The organism is Peribacillus muralis, assembly GCF_001645685.2.
GTDB classification, from domain to species: domain Bacteria; phylum Bacillota; class Bacilli; order Bacillales; family DSM-1321; genus Peribacillus; species Peribacillus muralis_A.
The window spans coordinates 1,257,206-1,273,501 of record NZ_CP017080.1 but is presented as its reverse complement, the minus strand read 5'-3'; the positions used below and the strand labels follow the sequence as shown (position 1 = coordinate 1,273,501).

At 43.1% G+C, this 16,296-nt stretch carries 12 protein-coding genes; 1 reads left to right on the top strand and 11 read right to left on the bottom strand.

Annotated features, from left to right (window positions below; translation table 11 throughout):
• Positions 1 to 70: 70 nt before the first annotated feature.
• The 10 genes from clpB to argC form a co-directional block, all read right to left on the bottom strand.
• Complete coding sequence (gene clpB / locus ABE28_RS06065; RefSeq protein WP_064466590.1) at positions 71 to 2,659, bottom strand: ATP-dependent chaperone ClpB; 2,589 nt, start codon at positions 2,657 to 2,659, stop codon at positions 71 to 73.
• Between the two features lie 325 nt (positions 2,660 to 2,984).
• On the bottom strand, positions 2,985 to 3,932 hold the full coding sequence (locus tag ABE28_RS06060) for a fumarylacetoacetate hydrolase family protein (RefSeq protein ID WP_064466591.1): 948 nt from the start codon (positions 3,930 to 3,932) through the stop codon (positions 2,985 to 2,987).
• Positions 3,933 to 4,274: 342 nt separating this feature from the next.
• On the bottom strand, positions 4,275 to 4,454 hold the full coding sequence (locus ABE28_RS06055) for a YjzC family protein (RefSeq protein WP_064466592.1): 180 nt from the start codon (positions 4,452 to 4,454) through the stop codon (positions 4,275 to 4,277).
• Positions 4,455 to 4,587: 133 nt separating this feature from the next.
• Positions 4,588 to 5,547, bottom strand: a complete 960-nt coding sequence (argF, locus tag ABE28_RS06050; RefSeq protein WP_064466593.1) for an ornithine carbamoyltransferase — start codon at positions 5,545 to 5,547, stop codon at positions 4,588 to 4,590.
• The gene (locus ABE28_RS06045; protein ID WP_064466594.1) at positions 5,544 to 8,663 is read right to left on the bottom strand and encodes a carbamoyl-phosphate synthase (glutamine-hydrolyzing) large subunit; all 3,120 of its coding nucleotides are present in this window, start codon (positions 8,661 to 8,663) and stop codon (positions 5,544 to 5,546) included. The genes argF and ABE28_RS06045 overlap by 4 nt, the downstream gene beginning before the upstream one ends.
• The gene (locus ABE28_RS06040) at positions 8,656 to 9,738 is read right to left on the bottom strand and encodes a carbamoyl phosphate synthase small subunit (RefSeq protein WP_064466595.1); all 1,083 of its coding nucleotides are present in this window, start codon (positions 9,736 to 9,738) and stop codon (positions 8,656 to 8,658) included. Before ABE28_RS06040 ends, ABE28_RS06045 begins: the two co-directional genes overlap by 8 nt.
• Before the next feature lie 84 nt (positions 9,739 to 9,822).
• A complete protein-coding gene (locus tag ABE28_RS06035) occupies positions 9,823 to 10,974 on the bottom strand; it encodes an acetylornithine transaminase (protein ID WP_064466596.1) in 1,152 nt (383 codons plus the stop codon).
• Complete coding sequence (gene argB, locus ABE28_RS06030) at positions 10,971 to 11,744, bottom strand: acetylglutamate kinase (protein ID WP_064466597.1); 774 nt, start codon at positions 11,742 to 11,744, stop codon at positions 10,971 to 10,973. The genes ABE28_RS06035 and argB overlap by 4 nt, the downstream gene beginning before the upstream one ends.
• 15 nt (positions 11,745 to 11,759) lie before the next feature.
• The gene (argJ, locus tag ABE28_RS06025) at positions 11,760 to 12,992 is read right to left on the bottom strand and encodes a bifunctional ornithine acetyltransferase/N-acetylglutamate synthase (RefSeq protein ID WP_064466598.1); all 1,233 of its coding nucleotides are present in this window, start codon (positions 12,990 to 12,992) and stop codon (positions 11,760 to 11,762) included.
• Between the two features lie 16 nt (positions 12,993 to 13,008).
• Positions 13,009 to 14,055, bottom strand: a complete 1,047-nt coding sequence (argC, locus tag ABE28_RS06020) for an N-acetyl-gamma-glutamyl-phosphate reductase (protein ID WP_064466599.1) — start codon at positions 14,053 to 14,055, stop codon at positions 13,009 to 13,011.
• Between the two features lie 232 nt (positions 14,056 to 14,287).
• Between argC and ABE28_RS06015 the strand changes: the two genes are divergently transcribed.
• Positions 14,288 to 14,977: a Crp/Fnr family transcriptional regulator gene (locus ABE28_RS06015; RefSeq protein WP_083231964.1), complete on the top strand. Its 690-nt coding sequence runs from the start codon at positions 14,288 to 14,290 to the stop codon at positions 14,975 to 14,977.
• Between the two features lie 207 nt (positions 14,978 to 15,184).
• Here the strand turns inward: ABE28_RS06015 and moaA are convergent, their stop codons facing one another.
• Positions 15,185 to 16,198 (bottom strand): GTP 3',8-cyclase MoaA, encoded by a 1,014-nt coding sequence (moaA, locus tag ABE28_RS06010; protein ID WP_064466600.1) that lies wholly within the window; start codon positions 16,196 to 16,198, stop codon positions 15,185 to 15,187.
• Between the last annotated feature and the right edge of the window lie 98 nt (positions 16,199 to 16,296).

The window sequence follows — 16,296 nt, the reverse complement described above, 5'->3', positions numbered from 1 at the left end:
AAAGAGGACATCCTTTTCGGATGTCCTTTTTGTTATACCGCCCTTTTCTTTCAACTAAACTACATATAATTTAAAGGAGAACCAATTCATCCTCATTATAATCAATCGTGATCCCATCTTTTAGACCGTCTGTCCCAGCTATGATTTTTCGGGCGATTTTTGTTTCCAGATGCTTTTGGATGAATCGTTTCAACGGTCTTGCACCATATACAGGATCATAGCCTTGTTCGGCAATGAATTCCTTAGCGGCTTCAGTAACATCCAATCGAATATTTTGCTCAGTTAACCTCACTTGTAATTGCTGAACCATTTTTTCTACGATTTCAACGGTTTCCTGTTTCGTAAGAGGTTTGAATAAAACGATATCATCTACACGATTCAAAAATTCTGGCCGGAAATGCCCTCTCAATTCTTTAAAGACTTGATCTTTTATTTCATCTTCGATACCGCCATCCTTCCTATCTGACTGCAGCAAGAAATGGGAGCCTATATTTGAAGTCATGATGATCACCGTATTTTTACAATTGATGGTCCTACCTTGGGAATCAGTGATCCTTCCGTCATCTAGCAATTGCAGCAAGATATTGAAGACCTCTGGATGAGCTTTTTCAATTTCGTCCAATAATACGACGGAATATGGATTTCTCCTGATAGCCTCCGTTAGCTGTCCGCCTTCCTCAAAACCAACATACCCAGGGGGGGCACCAACAAGACGGGAAACGGAATGCTTCTCCATATATTCCGACATATCGATTCGAATCATATGTTCTTCACTATCAAATAAAGTTTCTGCCAGCGCTTTTACCAGTTCGGTTTTCCCCACACCGGTCGGCCCCAGGAAAATGAACGAGCCAATTGGTCTGTTTGGATCCTTGATTCCTGCCCTAGCCCTTAGAACTGCATCAGAAACAAGTTCAACCGCTTCTCCTTGACCAATTACACGTTCATGGAGAATATCGGATAGCCGAAGTAATTTTTCCCGTTCACTTTCCACCAGTTTGCTAACAGGAATCCCCGTCCACCTAGCCACGATCGAAGCAATTTCTTCTTCCGTCACTTCTTGCCTAAGTAATCGTGAATCCTGCTTTTCTTGTTCCAATTCATCTTCCATCGCTTGCAATTCTTTTTCAAGCTCAGGAATCCTTCCATGCCGGAGCTCAGCTGCCCGGTTAAGGTCATAATCATTTTCAGCCTGCTCCAATTCATGACGGAGTTGCTCTAGCTCTTCACGTTGATCCTGAACTTTTTGAAGCGCTGCCTTCTCCATTTGCCACTTCGATTTCATTCCATTCGCTTGATCTTGAAGTTCTGAAAGTTCTTTTTGCAGCACTTCGAGCCTCGCTATACTTTGAGGGTCCTCCTCATTCTTCAAGGCAGCTTCTTCAATTTCAAGTTGCATGATCTTTCTTGTGATTTCATCCAACTCTGAAGGCATCGAATCGATTTCCATCCGGATCATTGCACAAGCTTCGTCAACAAGATCTATCGCTTTATCGGGCAGGAAGCGTTCCGTTATATATCGGTTGGAGAGGACAGAGGCTGCGACGATCGCCCGGTCATGAATCCTGACGCCATGGTGAATTTCAAACCGCTCCTTCAGCCCTCGCAAAATCGAGATCGTATCTTCCACATCCGGTTCAGGTACGAGGACCTGCTGGAACCGTCGCTCCAAAGCCGGATCCTTTTCAATGTATTTTCGGTACTCGTCTAATGTAGTTGCCCCGATGCAATGGAGCTCGCCACGTGCAAGCATTGGCTTCAGCATATTTCCGGCATCCAAAGCCCCATCCGTTCTGCCTGCACCGACGATGGTATGCAACTCATCAATGAATAACAATATTTTACCGTCACTTTTCTTGATTTCATTCAATACGGCTTTAAGACGTTCCTCAAACTCGCCACGGAATTTTGCGCCTGCGACAAGCGCACTCATGTCCAGTGAAAAAACGGTCTTGTCCTTCAATCCTTCCGGGACATCCTTCCTGACAATTCTTTGGGCCAGCCCTTCGACAATTGCAGTTTTTCCAACGCCTGGCTCGCCAATCAATACGGGATTGTTTTTTGTTTTACGTGAAAGGATCCGAATGACGTTCCGGATTTCCGTATCACGTCCGATGACTGGATCGACCTTCCCGGTTTTAACTTCGGCAACGAGGTCTCTCCCGTATTTTTTCAGGACTTCATATGTGCTTTCAGGATTTTGATTAGTCACTCGCTGATTCCCCCTTATATCTTGTATGATCTTCTTTGCTCTATCGTAATCCATTCCAATTGATGAAAAAAGTTTATAACCACTCGCTTTACTTCCTTTTAATGTTGCAAGCAGGATATGTTCGACAGATAAATATTCATCATCCCACATCTGCATTTCCTTTTCGGCAGCTGTTATTATTTGCTGCAGTGATGGTGACATGTAAATCTGGGAACCACCCCCGCTCACTTCCGGCAAATGATCGAGTGCCTTATTCAGTTCTAATTCAAAATGATCAAGTGATTTATCGGATTCCGATAATAGCCTGACCAATAAACTATCATCCTGTTCCAGTAGATTTCCTAATAAATGGAGCTCCGTCAGCTCCGGATTCCCTTTATTGAGAGCTAACTCTTGTCCGCCAATGAATGCCTGCTGGGTTTTCTCGGTCATTTTATTCATATCCATCCTAAAAACCTCCCATTCTTTGTCATGAATATTTTAAGTTTGACCAATTTTGACCTTTATATTTTTATTATACTTCTAATTTTCCCCATGTAAAGAAAAGTTAACATAAATACGAGATGCAATCCGGAAAAAAGACAAAAACCTTTCTTCATGAAGAAAGGTTCAGTCCCATATAAATTACCTGATATCATTCAGCACAATTGAGCAAAACGTATAAGACTCATACGGCGGCTAGTGGAACTCAGCAAAGCATTAGAAATCCTCATCAGTAACACCTGGATAAAATCGTATGGAGTTGTGTCCCGAATTTCCTGAAAAGCGATTCTCAGTACTCCTCACCCGCACGTCTCACACGGTTTTCAAGGTAGCCGATTTTATCGATCTCGATTTTGACCACATCACCATCTTTCAGGAACACTTGCGGGCTGCGTGCAAACCCCACTCCACCAGGTGTCCCAGTGAGCACGATGTCACCTGGTTCAAGGGTCATTAAATTCGATAAAAATTCAATCAAATATTTCACATCGAATACGAAGTTGGATGTATTCGTATTTTGCCGTTCTTCCCCATTAACAGTCAATCGGACATTTAGACCAGTTGGATCTGTTAGCTCATCGGAAGTAACAATCCAAGGTCCCATCGGAGCACTTCCTTCAACCGTTTTTCCTTGAAGCCATTCGATTGTACGCCTCTGGATGTCGCGATACGTAACATCATTCGCAATGGTATAACCTGCTACATAATCAAGAGCATCTTCTTGTGGCACCTGACGTGTCCTTTTTCCGACGACAAAAGCGAATTCCGCTTCATAATCAAGCTGCTCAGAGATGGGGAAGAAGGGAATGTCGTCCTGAGGACCGATCACCGCATTGGTGAACTTGGCGAATACAACGGGGAATAGCGGCAATTCGCGGCCCATTTCAGCAATGTGCTCACGATAGTTTTGACCTACACAAATAATTTTCCCAGGGTTTTGGACAGGTGCCTCAAGTTTTATATCCCGAACAGCATGTATCAATTTATGTCTGAAAGAATCACGATTTCCGATTGCATAGTCAGCAGCCTTCTTGGCAATGTCAAGGCTTTCCTTCCCACCCTGCAGAAAATCGACCATCGTTGCGGGGACGTATGCGTTTGCAATTTGTTCACTGCGCAGTTTCCCTTCACTTTCAAGAAATGCTTGATAAGCATAGTTCAGGTCCACGATTTCATCATTCGGGTAAAGTGCTCCAATACGCTTAAACCCTTCATAACTGAAAGTCACTAATTTCATATGCCATTCTCCTTTACTATACTTGTTTTAGTGTTAGTAGCTATGGGCCGATCCCGGCTCCACTTATCCGTTATGTATATAATTAACTATTCAGTTAATCATTTTTTCTATATCATTATAAAACTCCAAGATTCCATTTGGCAAATCTATGAAATACAGTAAAGGACTATTAACCGCCTCGGTCATAAAAACCTGCATATTTATGCAAATCAGGGAAATAGCTATATAGAGAAATATTATCCGTTAAATGATAATGATTGAGATGAAGAATGCTATTAATTTCCTAAATAATGGAAAAATCAGGAAAAGGAGTGATTGCTCCTGTTCCTGATTTAGCTTTTTTCAAGGCTTCCGCTGATAAGTCCAAATTCGGTTATGATTGGATGTTTCAGGAAAGGCATCCCCTGCATCGAGCTTTATCATTTTAGGATTGACGACCGTACTGCCCGTTTCACCAATTTCTACGTAGGTCCCATTATTAGGTGCCTTTTGACCTGGCTTGAATTGACGATTTTGCCCCATGAATTTCACCCCTTTACATGCTTTCCTTGTTATTATTGCCCGTTTCTTATCTTTCATGTCTGAAAAATAAAGGACAAAAAGGAAATTAGGATGTAAAAAAGACGTCTGCTAAAGTGAGCGGACGCCTCCTTGATTAAGACATTAAATCCACTAAAACCGCCTTTTGTGCATGAAGACGATTTCCAGCTTGATGAAAAACGACGGAATTGGGTCCATCGATGACTTCACCGGTTACCTCCTCTCCCCTATGCGCAGGAAGGCAATGCATGAATAAATAGTCGCTTTTAGCCTGCTTGACCAGCTCATTGTTTATTTGATAATCTTTAAACGCTTCTAAGCGGACTCCATTCTCGATTTCCTGGCCCATGGACGTCCATACATCGGAATAGACGATGTCGGCATTATGTATCGCATCCTGGGCTGATGTCGTCACGACAATATTGCTTCCCGTCGATTCTGCCACTTTTTGTGCATAATTGACGACTTTTTCGTCAGGTTTGTAGTCCTCTGGACATCCAATGGAAAAGTCCATACCCATTTTTGCACAGCCGACCATCAATGAGTTGGCAACGTTATTGCCATCGCCGATATAACTCATCTTCAGCCCTTTTAGCTGTCCTTTAATCTCGATGACGGTCAAGAAATCTGCCAGCACCTGACATGGATGTGCAAGGTCTGTTAGTCCATTGATGACAGGAATGGACGCATTCTCCGCCAATTCCATGATTTTTTCATGCTCGAAGGTACGAATCATGATGCCATCAATATATTCCGAAAGGACCTTTGCCGTATCGGAAATGGATTCCCCACGACCTATTTGCAGATCATTTCCACTTAAGAACAAGGCGTGCCCACCCAGCTGCATCATGCCGACTTCAAAAGACACACGAGTTCTGGTAGACGATTTTTCAAAGATCATCCCCAGCGTCTTTCCTTTTAATGGTGTATATTCCTCGCCAGCCTGTAATTTCCCTTTAATCGTCTGTGCTAGTTTTAATAAATCTGCTATGGCTGCAGGTGTAGACTCCTTCATTGTCAAAAAATCTTTCCCATTTAAAATCTTCGCCTGTGCCGGCACTGTAATTGAGCTCATGCGTGTGACACTCCTTTCGAATATGTTACAAGCCATTTCTGTAGCGAGGTAACATCTAGCTCAGTATCGCTTATTGATTGCAAATATGCCTTAAAGGTTTCTTCTTCCGTAAATGCCAGCAACCGGTATTTTGCTGCCATAAGCCTTAGCTTCTTATCTTCTGGCGTTGTTCCATATGCCAAAACGACAGCGGCATTCCCGTCCTTCAGCCACTTATCAAATCCCGAATCACACAATGTCAAACCGGCACCCTTGATTTGCACAAGCAATTCCTCACTTAATTGGACTGATCCGGATTGGTAAATGCCTGTAGCATTTCTAGACTTTTGGGCATGGAATACTTTTGCCAAAGCTTCTTTTACCGTTTTACCGATTGCAATTCCCTCACCTGTCGATCTCATCTCCGGACCTACTTTGGAATCAAGCCCGCTTAGGGCGAACGTTGAGAAAACTGGGTATTTGACGACTGCATACGGAATGTCTTCCATCAATCCCGTTTTATCGAATACATTCGACAAAAAATATTTCCCAAGCAATATTTTTGTCGCGACTTGCACTAAGGGTATATCAGTGACTTTACTGATGATCGGAATTGTCCGGCTGGCACGCGGGTTTACTTCCAATACATATACGTTATTTCCTTCAATCACGTATTGGATATTCATAAGTCCTTTATAGCCTAGCTCTGTTACAAGCTTTTGAGCATAATGGTTCATCTTAGCTTTCATATCATCCTTTAAAGTTCGTGCCGGCAATAATGCCATGCTATCGCCTGAATGTACGCCTGCTTTTTCTATATGTTCGGCAATGATTGGGATAAATATATCTTTTCCATCCGCAATCAAATCGATTTCAGCTTCTTTTCCTGGTATATAGGAATCTATCAGCACAGGGTAAACGAGGGACGTCCCCTTTTTCACTCTATCGTTCAGGTCTTCCTTCGAACGGATGATTTCCATGCCCTGGCCGCCAATGACATAGGATGGACGCAATAGGACTGGAAAGCCAATGGACTCCGAACGTTCAATTAACTGCCGTTCACTATTCGCCATTGAACCTGGCACATGTGGAATATCCAATTTTTTCAATAGCTGATAAAAACGATCGCGATCCTCCAGCTGATCAAGTGTATCAAAGGTCGTTCCCAACAAATTCACACCGTAATCTTCAAGGCCCTTTGCCAAATTGATCGCGGTCTGTCCTCCGAATTGGACGATGACGTCGTCGATATCCTCCGCCTCAATCACATTCAGGACATACTCCAATGTTAATGGCTCGAAGTAAAGGCGATCTGCCGTAGCAAAGTCGGTGCTTACCGTTTCTGGATTATTGTTGATCATGATTGTTTCAACATTTTCGTCCTGGAGTGCATAAACCCCATGAACGGAACAGTAATCGAATTCAATTCCCTGCCCGATCCGGATAGGGCCGCTGCCAATCATCAATACCTTCTTCTTATTCGTTTTCTTCTGTTCATTTTCACCGAAATATGTGGAATAATGATAGTTCGTATGTGAGCTGAATTCGGCTGCACAAGTATCAACCGTTTTATATACAGCAGTAATGCCGAGCGCTTTCCGATGTTTCCTCACCTCGAACTCACTTACATTCCATGCGGACGCTAAGTAATGATCGGCAAACCCCTTTTCTTTGTATAGCTGAAGTTCTTCTTTTGTGACCGATTCGATGGACTTGGCTGCGATCTCCGTTTCCTTCCCGATAAGCGAAGCGAAGGAATGAAGAAAGAAATCATCTATGATCGTCGCCTCATGGATTTCTTCAACTGTCACGCCTTTACGAAGCATCTCGAATATGATGAAAATTCGTTCGTCCGATTTTTCGGCAAGTTTTCCCCATAGCTCTGGAACGGATTTGTCACGCAACGATAAAAGTTGCAGTCCATTCGTTTTTAATTCCAATGAATCGACGGCCTTTTGGACCCCGCCCTCAAAGCTGCGGTGTAAAGCCATCACTTCACCCGTTGCCTTCATCTGTGTTCCTAATTTTCGGTTTGCGCCCGTGAATTTATCGAATGGCCATCTTGGGAACTTTACTGCTACATAGTCTAGGGCGGGCTCGAAGCTTGAATAGGTACTTTTCGTTACAGGATTTATCAATTCAGATAGATGGTAGCCGACGGCAAGCTTTGCGGCGATGCGGGCAATCGGATATCCCGTTGCCTTTGAGGCCAATGCCGATGAACGGCTCACCCGTGGGTTCACTTCTATTAGATAATATTGCTTGCTATTTGGATCAAGTGCAAATTGAATGTTACAGCCGCCGATGATACCTAAAGCGGAAATGATTTTGATGGAAGCAGCGCGCAGCATTTGAAACTCATCATCCGATAAGGTCTGCGATGGTGCCACGACGATCGAATCGCCTGTATGGATGCCGACCGGATCTATATTTTCCATATTACAGATGGTGATGCACGTATTGTTGCCATCACGCATGACTTCATATTCGACTTCTTTATATCCAGCTATGCTTCTTTCAATCAAGCATTGTGTAATCGGGCTTTCTTGGAGTCCGCCCCGGACGAGTTCAATGAACGTCTCCAATGAATCGGCAATCCCTCCACCAGTACCGCCCAGTGTATAGGCAGGTCGAACGATGATGGGGAAACCGATTTTTTCTGCAAAAGCTTGCGCCTCTTCCAATGTATGGACGATTGCACTATCCGGTACAGGCTCATCGATTTCAAGCATAAGTTCACGGAACAGTTGACGATCTTCTCCTTTTTTGATCGAGTCAATCGGTGTACCTAATAGTTTCACATCATACTTTTCAAGTATGCCAGCATCATCCAATTGATAGGCAAGATTCAAGCCTGTTTGACCACCTAATGTAGCGAGCAGGCCGTCTGGCTTTTCTTTGGAAATGATTTTTTCCAGCACATCCACTGTCAAAGGTTCGAAATAGACAGCATCGGCATTCATCTCATCTGTCATGATCGTTGCCGGGTTATTGTTAACAAGAATGACCTTATATCCTTCTTCTTTTAAAGCGAGGCATGCTTGTGTTCCCGCATAATCGAATTCGGCAGCCTGACCGATGACAATCGGCCCCGAACCAATCACTAAAATTGTCTGTATCGTGTTGTCCTTAGGCATAGGCTTTTTCTCTCCCGCTATAATCATTTATCATTTGTAAAAAGTCATTGAACAGCTGTGAACTCTCGATTGGTCCAGGATTTGCCTCGGGGTGATACTGGGTAGTGAAAATCGGCAGGTCTTCATGCATGAGACCCTCGACCGTGCTATCATTCACATTTCTGAAGCGAACTTGAAGCGATGTCCCCTGTAAACTTGGTTCATCGACTTCATAACTATGATTTTGAGAACTCATATACACCTTTTTCGTTTTCAAATCGACCACGGGCTGATTCGCACCGCGATGTCCAAACAGCATTTTTTTCGTGTTTCCCCCGAAAGCAAGGGCCGTTAATTGATGACCGAGACAGATGCCCATCGTCGGAAATTTCGAAATGATTTTTTTTAAGTTCCCTAAAAGATATTCCAGCTGTTTGGGATCCCCAGGCCCATTTGAAAGCAAAATTCCATCAGGCTGTAACTCCTTGATCTGTTCGAATCCAGTATCGAATGGAACGATCGAGACCCTGCAGCCTTGTTGAACCAATGAATCCAAAATCGATTTCTTATACCCAAAGTCCATCAACACTATGTGCTTGTCACCTTCTCCAAAACTCTCTATCACCTTTGTCGATACTTCGGCAACATGGGCTGTTAAACCACCTTGACTCGGTTTCACCGTGCATCCTTCTTCCGAAGTGATGACGGCCTGCATCGAGCCTTCCTGTCTAATATTCTTAACGACCGCTCTTGTATCCACATGGCTTAACAGGGGAATGTTCCACTTGTCTAAATACTCACCAAGTGAATTTTTTGCCTGATAATGAGAATGGCTCATATTTCCTTCATATACAACCACGCCGGCCACATGCGGCTTTTTACTTTCAAAATCATTTTCATTGACCCCGTAGTTTCCGATAAGAGGATATGTGAAAACAACTATTTGGTCCTTATAGGAAGGATCTGTCAACACTTCCTGATATCCAGTCATTCCGGTAAAAAAGACAATCTCTCCATTGGCTGCTTTTTCAGTCGATTTAGTCAGCAGGTCCCCTTCAAAGACGGAACCATTCTCTAAGTATAGATAGTTTTTCACGTTCTTCACCTCAGTAATAGACGACGTATATTTATTTATAGAATAGCATAATTATTCATTTTTATCCATGAAAATTCAATAAATTTAGATAGTTTGCTTTATTGAGAATATTTTTTCTATTTTCCTTACCGCCCTATCGATCTCCGATTCAGTGACTGTAAGGGAGGGAAGTAACCGAATAACCTTGGGTCCAGCGCTCAATACAAGTATGCCTTCTTCTTGAAGCTCAGCCAGGAACTCCTGGACATCTTGTTCACATTCAATCCCGATCATCATTCCAAGACCGCGAATCTCCTTCACTTCTTCTGCGTCCTTCAATGCGTTTGCCAATGCATTTTTAAGATATTCTGCTTTATTCACGGTTTCTTTTAAAAAAACAGGGTTGAAAATTTCCGTTAAAACAGCCTCTGCTGCGGACACACTAACAGGGTTGCCGCCAAAAGTGGAGCCATGGCTTCCAGGGTTGAAATGCTCCGAAAGCTTTTCACGTCCGATCATCGCCCCGATTGGCAGTCCATTTCCCAATCCCTTTGCCGAAGTGATGATATCCGGTTGTACATTATAATGCTGGAAGGCAAATGGCTTGCCGGTACGCCCTATTCCAGTTTGGATTTCATCGATGATCAGTAGCGTTCCATATTTTTTGCAGTGGCTTTGGATCGTGTCCAAATACGATTGATGTATGACATGGATACCACCCTCTCCCTGAACGATTTCGATCATGACAGCGGCTGTACTCTCATCAATCGCTGCCATCATGGCATCATCGTCATTAAACGGAACATATTCAAAGCACTCAAGCATTGGTCCGAACCCAGATTTTATTTTTTCTTGTCCCGTTGCTGCCATCGTAGCAAATGTCCGTCCGTGGAATGACTGCTGGCATGTGACGATTTTACTTTTTCCCGTAGCTTTACGTGCCAGTTTGATGGCAGCCTCATTCGCTTCCGCACCGCTGTTGGCAAAAAACACCTGACTCAAACCGGAGGCATCCGCCAGCATTTTTGCCGTGCGTTCCTGAATCGAACTCTGAAACATATTCGATACGTGCCAATATTTATTTAGCTGTTCCGTGACGGCCATTTTTACCGTCTCATGGCAATGTCCAAGATTCAAAACCCCAATTCCCGATGTGAAATCCAGGTACTCTTTACCTGCCGTACTTGTAACCTTCATTCCAATAGCTGTATCCGGCTCAATGCCCCACCTCGCATATGTAGGAAATAAGTAACTCATTGAATGACCCCCTCTTCCTGAAAAAATTTCGTGCCGATGAATTGCCCGGCTTCATAGAAATGACCTTTCCCGCTAACGATCATCACTTCTCCAACCCCCTTATTGAGCACCGACAGTGCTGTATTGACCTTTGGGATCATTCCCCCGTGGATACTGCCATCCGAGATTAAGCCCAATGTTTCCGCTTCAGTCAAACGCTCAATGATTTGCTCATCCTTCAAAACCCCTTTAACATCCGTTACGAATAAACACATGTCAGCACAGAGTGCCTTCGCTACAGAGCCTGCTGCCATATCAGCATTCACATTTAATTTAGTTCCCGCTCCCGTTATCGAGATTGGTGTCAATACCGGACAATATCCCTTTTCCAATAAAAGCCCAAGTAATTCTGTATTGACTTGCTGTATCTCGCCAACAGCTCCGAGTTTTTGTTCATCGATATACTCTCCTGTAAGAATTCCGCCATCAGAGCCATTTAAACCAACTGCCTTGATTCCGTGCGCTTCCAATTTATGAACGAGACTGCGGTTTGATCTGCCAGCAAGCATGAGCTCGACAATTCCCAACACTTCTGAGGTCGTCTTTCTTAACCCGCCTTCAAAGATTGGTTCAATTTCGAATTTTTCCATCATCGAATTGATATCTGGACCGCCTCCATGAACAAAAACTATATGGTACCCACGATTTTGCAACTGCTTAATACTATGAAAAAAAAACTCCGATAATTCGTTAATGATACTGCCGCCACACTTGATGACCAATATATCCATTCTTGTCATCACCCCTTAAGAACGATAGCTTCCGTTTATTTTTACGTAATCGTAAGTTAAATCACAGCCCCATGCCGTTCCTGTTTCCTTACCTTCCTTCAAATAAACATGAATGATGATGCTTTCATTTTCGAGGTAGGCTTTGGCTTTTTCCTCGGAAAATCGGATTGGTTCTCCATCATTGAGTACGACGATATCACAGAACATAATCGTTGCTTGATCAGGCTGGAACTTCACTCCGCTCCTTCCCATTGCAGCTATGATCCTTCCCCAGTTTGCATCAGCGCCAAAAGCTGCCGTCTTCACTAGATTCGAACCCACGATCGTCTTTGCCATCATCTGGGCATCTTCCTTCAACTGCATCCCATGAACATTCACTTCTATCAGTTTTGTGGCCCCTTCCCCATCTTTGGCGATTTGTTTGGCAAGATTTTCGGAAGTTTGTTTCAATAATTCCAAGAAAACGGACCATTCCGAATGTGTAGGCGTCAAAGGTTCGTTATCCGCCTCACCATTCGCGAGCACCAATACCATGTCATTCGTTGAACAATCACCATCAACCGTGATTTGATTGAATGTATCATTGGTAATGGCGGATAAGGCAAGATGTAAGTCTACCGGTTCGATGGCAGCATCCGTTGTTATGAAACCGAGCATGGTGGCCATGTTTGGATGAATCATTCCAGATCCTTTCGCTGCTCCGCCCATTTTCACGATTTTGCCGTCAATGACCGTTTCATAACCACAACTCTTCGTGACGATATCTGTTGTTAAAATGGCGGCCTCAAAATCTTCAGCAGCCTGTCTTGTATTTTCTGGCTTCAACGCTTCTATGCCTTTTTTGACTTTTTCCATTTCCATGTATTCTCCAATGACACCTGTGGAAGCTACTGCAAATGCATGATCCTTCAAGCCGAATTTTCTCGCGGCAAGCTTTCTCATTTCATATGCATCCTTCATACCTTGCTCCCCTGTACAAGCATTTGCACATGCACTATTTACCACGATGCCTTGTAGTTTCCCCGAAACTGCCATGCTATCCTTCGTTACATTGATGGGAGCCGCTTGAACTAAATTTTGGGTATAAACGGCAGCGGCTGAAGCTGGATTCTCGGTAAAAATGATGCCCACATCTTTTTTCGAGTAACGTAATCCTGCATGGACACCCGCCGCTTTGAAACCTTGAGGCATTAAAATGTTTCCGTCCTTAATCTGTTTGATTTCTTCAACTGTCTGTAGTGTATTCATTATTTCCCTCCAAAATTTATGGATAAAGCGGACTGTTCCATAATCCTGCCGTCTCTTCCAATCCCATTAATATATTTGCATTCTGAATCGCCTGGCCTGCAGCGCCCTTCACTAAATTATCGATGACCGAAACCACCGTTACTTTACCTGTTCTTTCATCATAGGTGACACCGATATCACAAAAGTTTGAACCAAATACTTGTTTGGTGGATGGAAATTGGTTGTGCGGCTGTACCCTCACAAATGGATGATCCTCGTAAACTGTCTTGTATAAGTCGACCAATTCTGCCGACGAGGTTTGACGATCGACCTTTATATACATCGTAGCCATTATGCCCCTAGTCATCGGGACGAGATGGGTATTGAAGGTAATGGGGTGTATTGGAAGCATATTTTGCGACCATCGTCCAAGCTGCTGTTCGATTTCCGGTATATGTTGATGCTGGTTCACTTTATATATCTTGAAGTTCTCATTCATTTCGCTAAAATGTGTTACGGCTGAAGGCGATTTACCCGCTCCGGAAACTCCGGATTTCGCGTCGATGATCACATCTGAGGCTGCTTCAGCCAACCCTTCCGTATACAAAGGAGCAAGACCCAATAGTGATGCAGTCGGGTAACATCCTGGGTTGGCAACAATGGTCGATTGCTTTATCGCATTTGCATTCCATTCAGACAATCCATAAACGGCTTTCTCAATAATAGGCTGTGGCGCTGCCGGTTTCTTATACCAGTACTCATATTCACCCGGGGTTTGAAGCCTAAGATCTCCGGATAAATCAATCACCTTAATATCAAGGTCTGAAAATTGCGAAATCAAATCCGAGGATACACCTGAAGGGGTGGCAAGAAATACAATATCCGAATTTTTTGCAATCGCCTCCGGGTCCATAATTTCCAATTTATCTTTCATATGCATTAGATGTGCATTTTCATCATGTAAACTTCGGCCGATTTGAGAAGAAGTATGTAATGATTTTATTTTTAAATGTGGATGATTATTCAAAAGCCTGATTAATTCCAGCCCTCCATAACCTGTTGCGCCTACAATCGATACAAACACTTTAACCATCTCCTGTATTTTTAGTCCCTGTCATTCTTTGATTCTATTATTATATGACTGAATAAAAATAAAATCAAATGTATTTTTATAAAATTTCAGACTTTAATTTCATCAACGGATGTCCATCCGGAAAGCTTCTACATTTATCCAAATATGTTGACCACTAGCTATTTTTCCGTTTAAATCAAAGGTAGTAATTGGATATTCCTGCACTTGAAAGGTGGATATTAACATGAATGGATTATCGTTATCAAATCGGTTGCACGCCCTTTTAGATAATAGACGGCACATTAAACATATGGAAAAAGGGTGCTTCCTTTTTCAGGAAAGCACCCCCGCAGATGATTTATATTACATAGTGAGCGGCAAAGTAGAGCTGAGCAAGGTTGTTCCAGATGGACGGGATCTAACTTTGCGCATTTGCTCGGAAAATGATTTGGTTGGAGAAACCGTCCTTTTTTCTCAACATCCGAAATATATGATGAATGCAAAAATGTTGGAAGATGGCAGTGTGGCAGTTATATCAAGAGAAGCATTGGAAAAGAAAATCGCCTCCGATAGCAGTCTTGCAGTCGAAATGATCACATGGCTATCCGCTCAAAATCGCAGAAATCAGGCTAAGTTCCGCGATATGCTCCTGCACGGTAAAAAAGGGGCATTTTACTCCACCCTCATCCGCTTATCAAATAGTTATGGTAAGGAAGTTGAAGAAGGCAAAGTCATCAATTTCCCCTTTACTAACCAAGAACTCGCCAATTTTTGCGGCACATCACGTGAGGTGGTCAATCGATTGCTTGCTCATCTTAGGAAAAAGGGTGTCGTCTCGATAAATAAAGGAATCATTACGATTCTTGACATTGATTATTTGAAACAAGAGATCGATTGTGAAAACTGTCCTATTGAAATTTGCACGATCGATTGAAATCGCCTCTTAAAAATATTGATTAGTGATGCTTTACTCATGATTTTCAACTGGGACCATTGCATTATTTTCTTAGTCGTGGTTTCTTCACCTGAAATTCATCAGCCAAAAAAAGATGCATAAAAATCGTATAAAAAAAGATGAATGCTACTGGCATTCATCCTCGGCTTTTACACGGATACAGATTTAATTCGGGATGGCGTTCGGTTAACCGCCAATAAATGACATCTCGATTTTTTCCTGTTCTTTTACCGTTCCCGCTGAACGCTCATCTGAATATCTGTCATCCCTTTCATTCCACATTGATATGATGAAATGAGTCAATTCCCCATCTGTCATGTCAGAACGGAGCATGGACTTCAAATCGTGACCCTTGCCATTGAATAGGCAAGTATACAGACTTCCATTGGCAGAAAGACGGGCCCTCGTACAACTGGAACAAAAAGACTCGGATACGGATGTAATGAAGCCCACTTCAGCAGTCGTCCCCTTATATTGGAAGCGTTTTGCCACTTCCCCATAATACTCTTCTTTCACAGGCTCAAGGTCGAATTCAGCCAGGAGCACCTCAAGCAATTCTTTTTTCGTCATGACATTCTTCAGCTGCCAGCCATTTGTATGTCCGACATCCATGAATTCTATAAACCTTAATGGCATATTCTCTTCTTTACAGAAACGGGCCATGGGAAGAACTTGGGATTCATTGGTTCCTTTTTTCACTACCATATTCACTTTAACGCCAAGACCGGCGTCTTTGGCAGCTCTTATACCACAGAGAACCGGCTCAATCCCAATATCCCTGCCATTCATCTTCTTAAAAAGATCATCATCCAGGCTGTCCAAGCTGATATTCACTCTCTGTAACCCAGCTGCCTTCAATTTCTCGGCATGTTTTTTCAAATACACGCCATTTGTGGTCAATCCAATATCCTCTACTCCCTCAATGTTTACGAGCGATTCTATCAGTATGGCAAGATCTTTCCGCAACAGTGGTTCCCCGCCCGTCAACCTGAGCTTCTTAACTCCAAGATCAGCGAATATCTTCGAAACCCTCACGATTTCCTCATAAGATAAAAGTTCACTTTTTGGCAGAAATTGAAACGTATCATCAAATATTTCTGCTGGCATGCAATATTGACAGCGGAAGTTACACCGATCGATGACGGAGATTCTTAAATCCCTCAGTGGCCTGCTTAATGAATCTTTTACTTGTCTATTCAATTAACCACTCCTAACCCCAACGTATCAGAAAAAACCAGAACACAAACAGTTTCACCCTATAAGGACTCACTGATATGCGACTGGCTCTTCATTGTTAT

Excerpts from the sequence above, each read along its gene's own strand:
- clpB (WP_064466590.1), bottom strand. The coding sequence starts at position 2,659 with ATGGATATGAATAAAATGACCGAGAAAACCCAGCAGGCATTCATTGGC.
- ABE28_RS06060 (WP_064466591.1), bottom strand. The coding sequence starts at position 3,932 with ATGAAATTAGTGACTTTCAGTTATGAAGGGTTTAAGCGTATTGGAGCA.
- ABE28_RS06055 (WP_064466592.1), bottom strand. The coding sequence starts at position 4,454 with ATGGGGCAAAATCGTCAATTCAAGCCAGGTCAAAAGGCACCTAATAAT.
- argF (WP_064466593.1), bottom strand. The coding sequence starts at position 5,547 with ATGAGCTCAATTACAGTGCCGGCACAGGCGAAGATTTTAAATGGGAAA.
- ABE28_RS06045 (WP_064466594.1), bottom strand. The coding sequence starts at position 8,663 with ATGCCTAAGGACAACACGATACAGACAATTTTAGTGATTGGTTCGGGG.
- ABE28_RS06035 (WP_064466596.1), bottom strand. The coding sequence starts at position 10,974 with ATGAGTTACTTATTTCCTACATATGCGAGGTGGGGCATTGAGCCGGAT.
- argB (WP_064466597.1), bottom strand. The coding sequence starts at position 11,744 with ATGGATATATTGGTCATCAAGTGTGGCGGCAGTATCATTAACGAATTA.
- argJ (WP_064466598.1), bottom strand. The coding sequence starts at position 12,992 with ATGAATACACTACAGACAGTTGAAGAAATCAAACAGATTAAGGACGGA.
- ABE28_RS06015 (WP_083231964.1), top strand. The coding sequence starts at position 14,288 with ATGAATGGATTATCGTTATCAAATCGGTTGCACGCCCTTTTAGATAAT.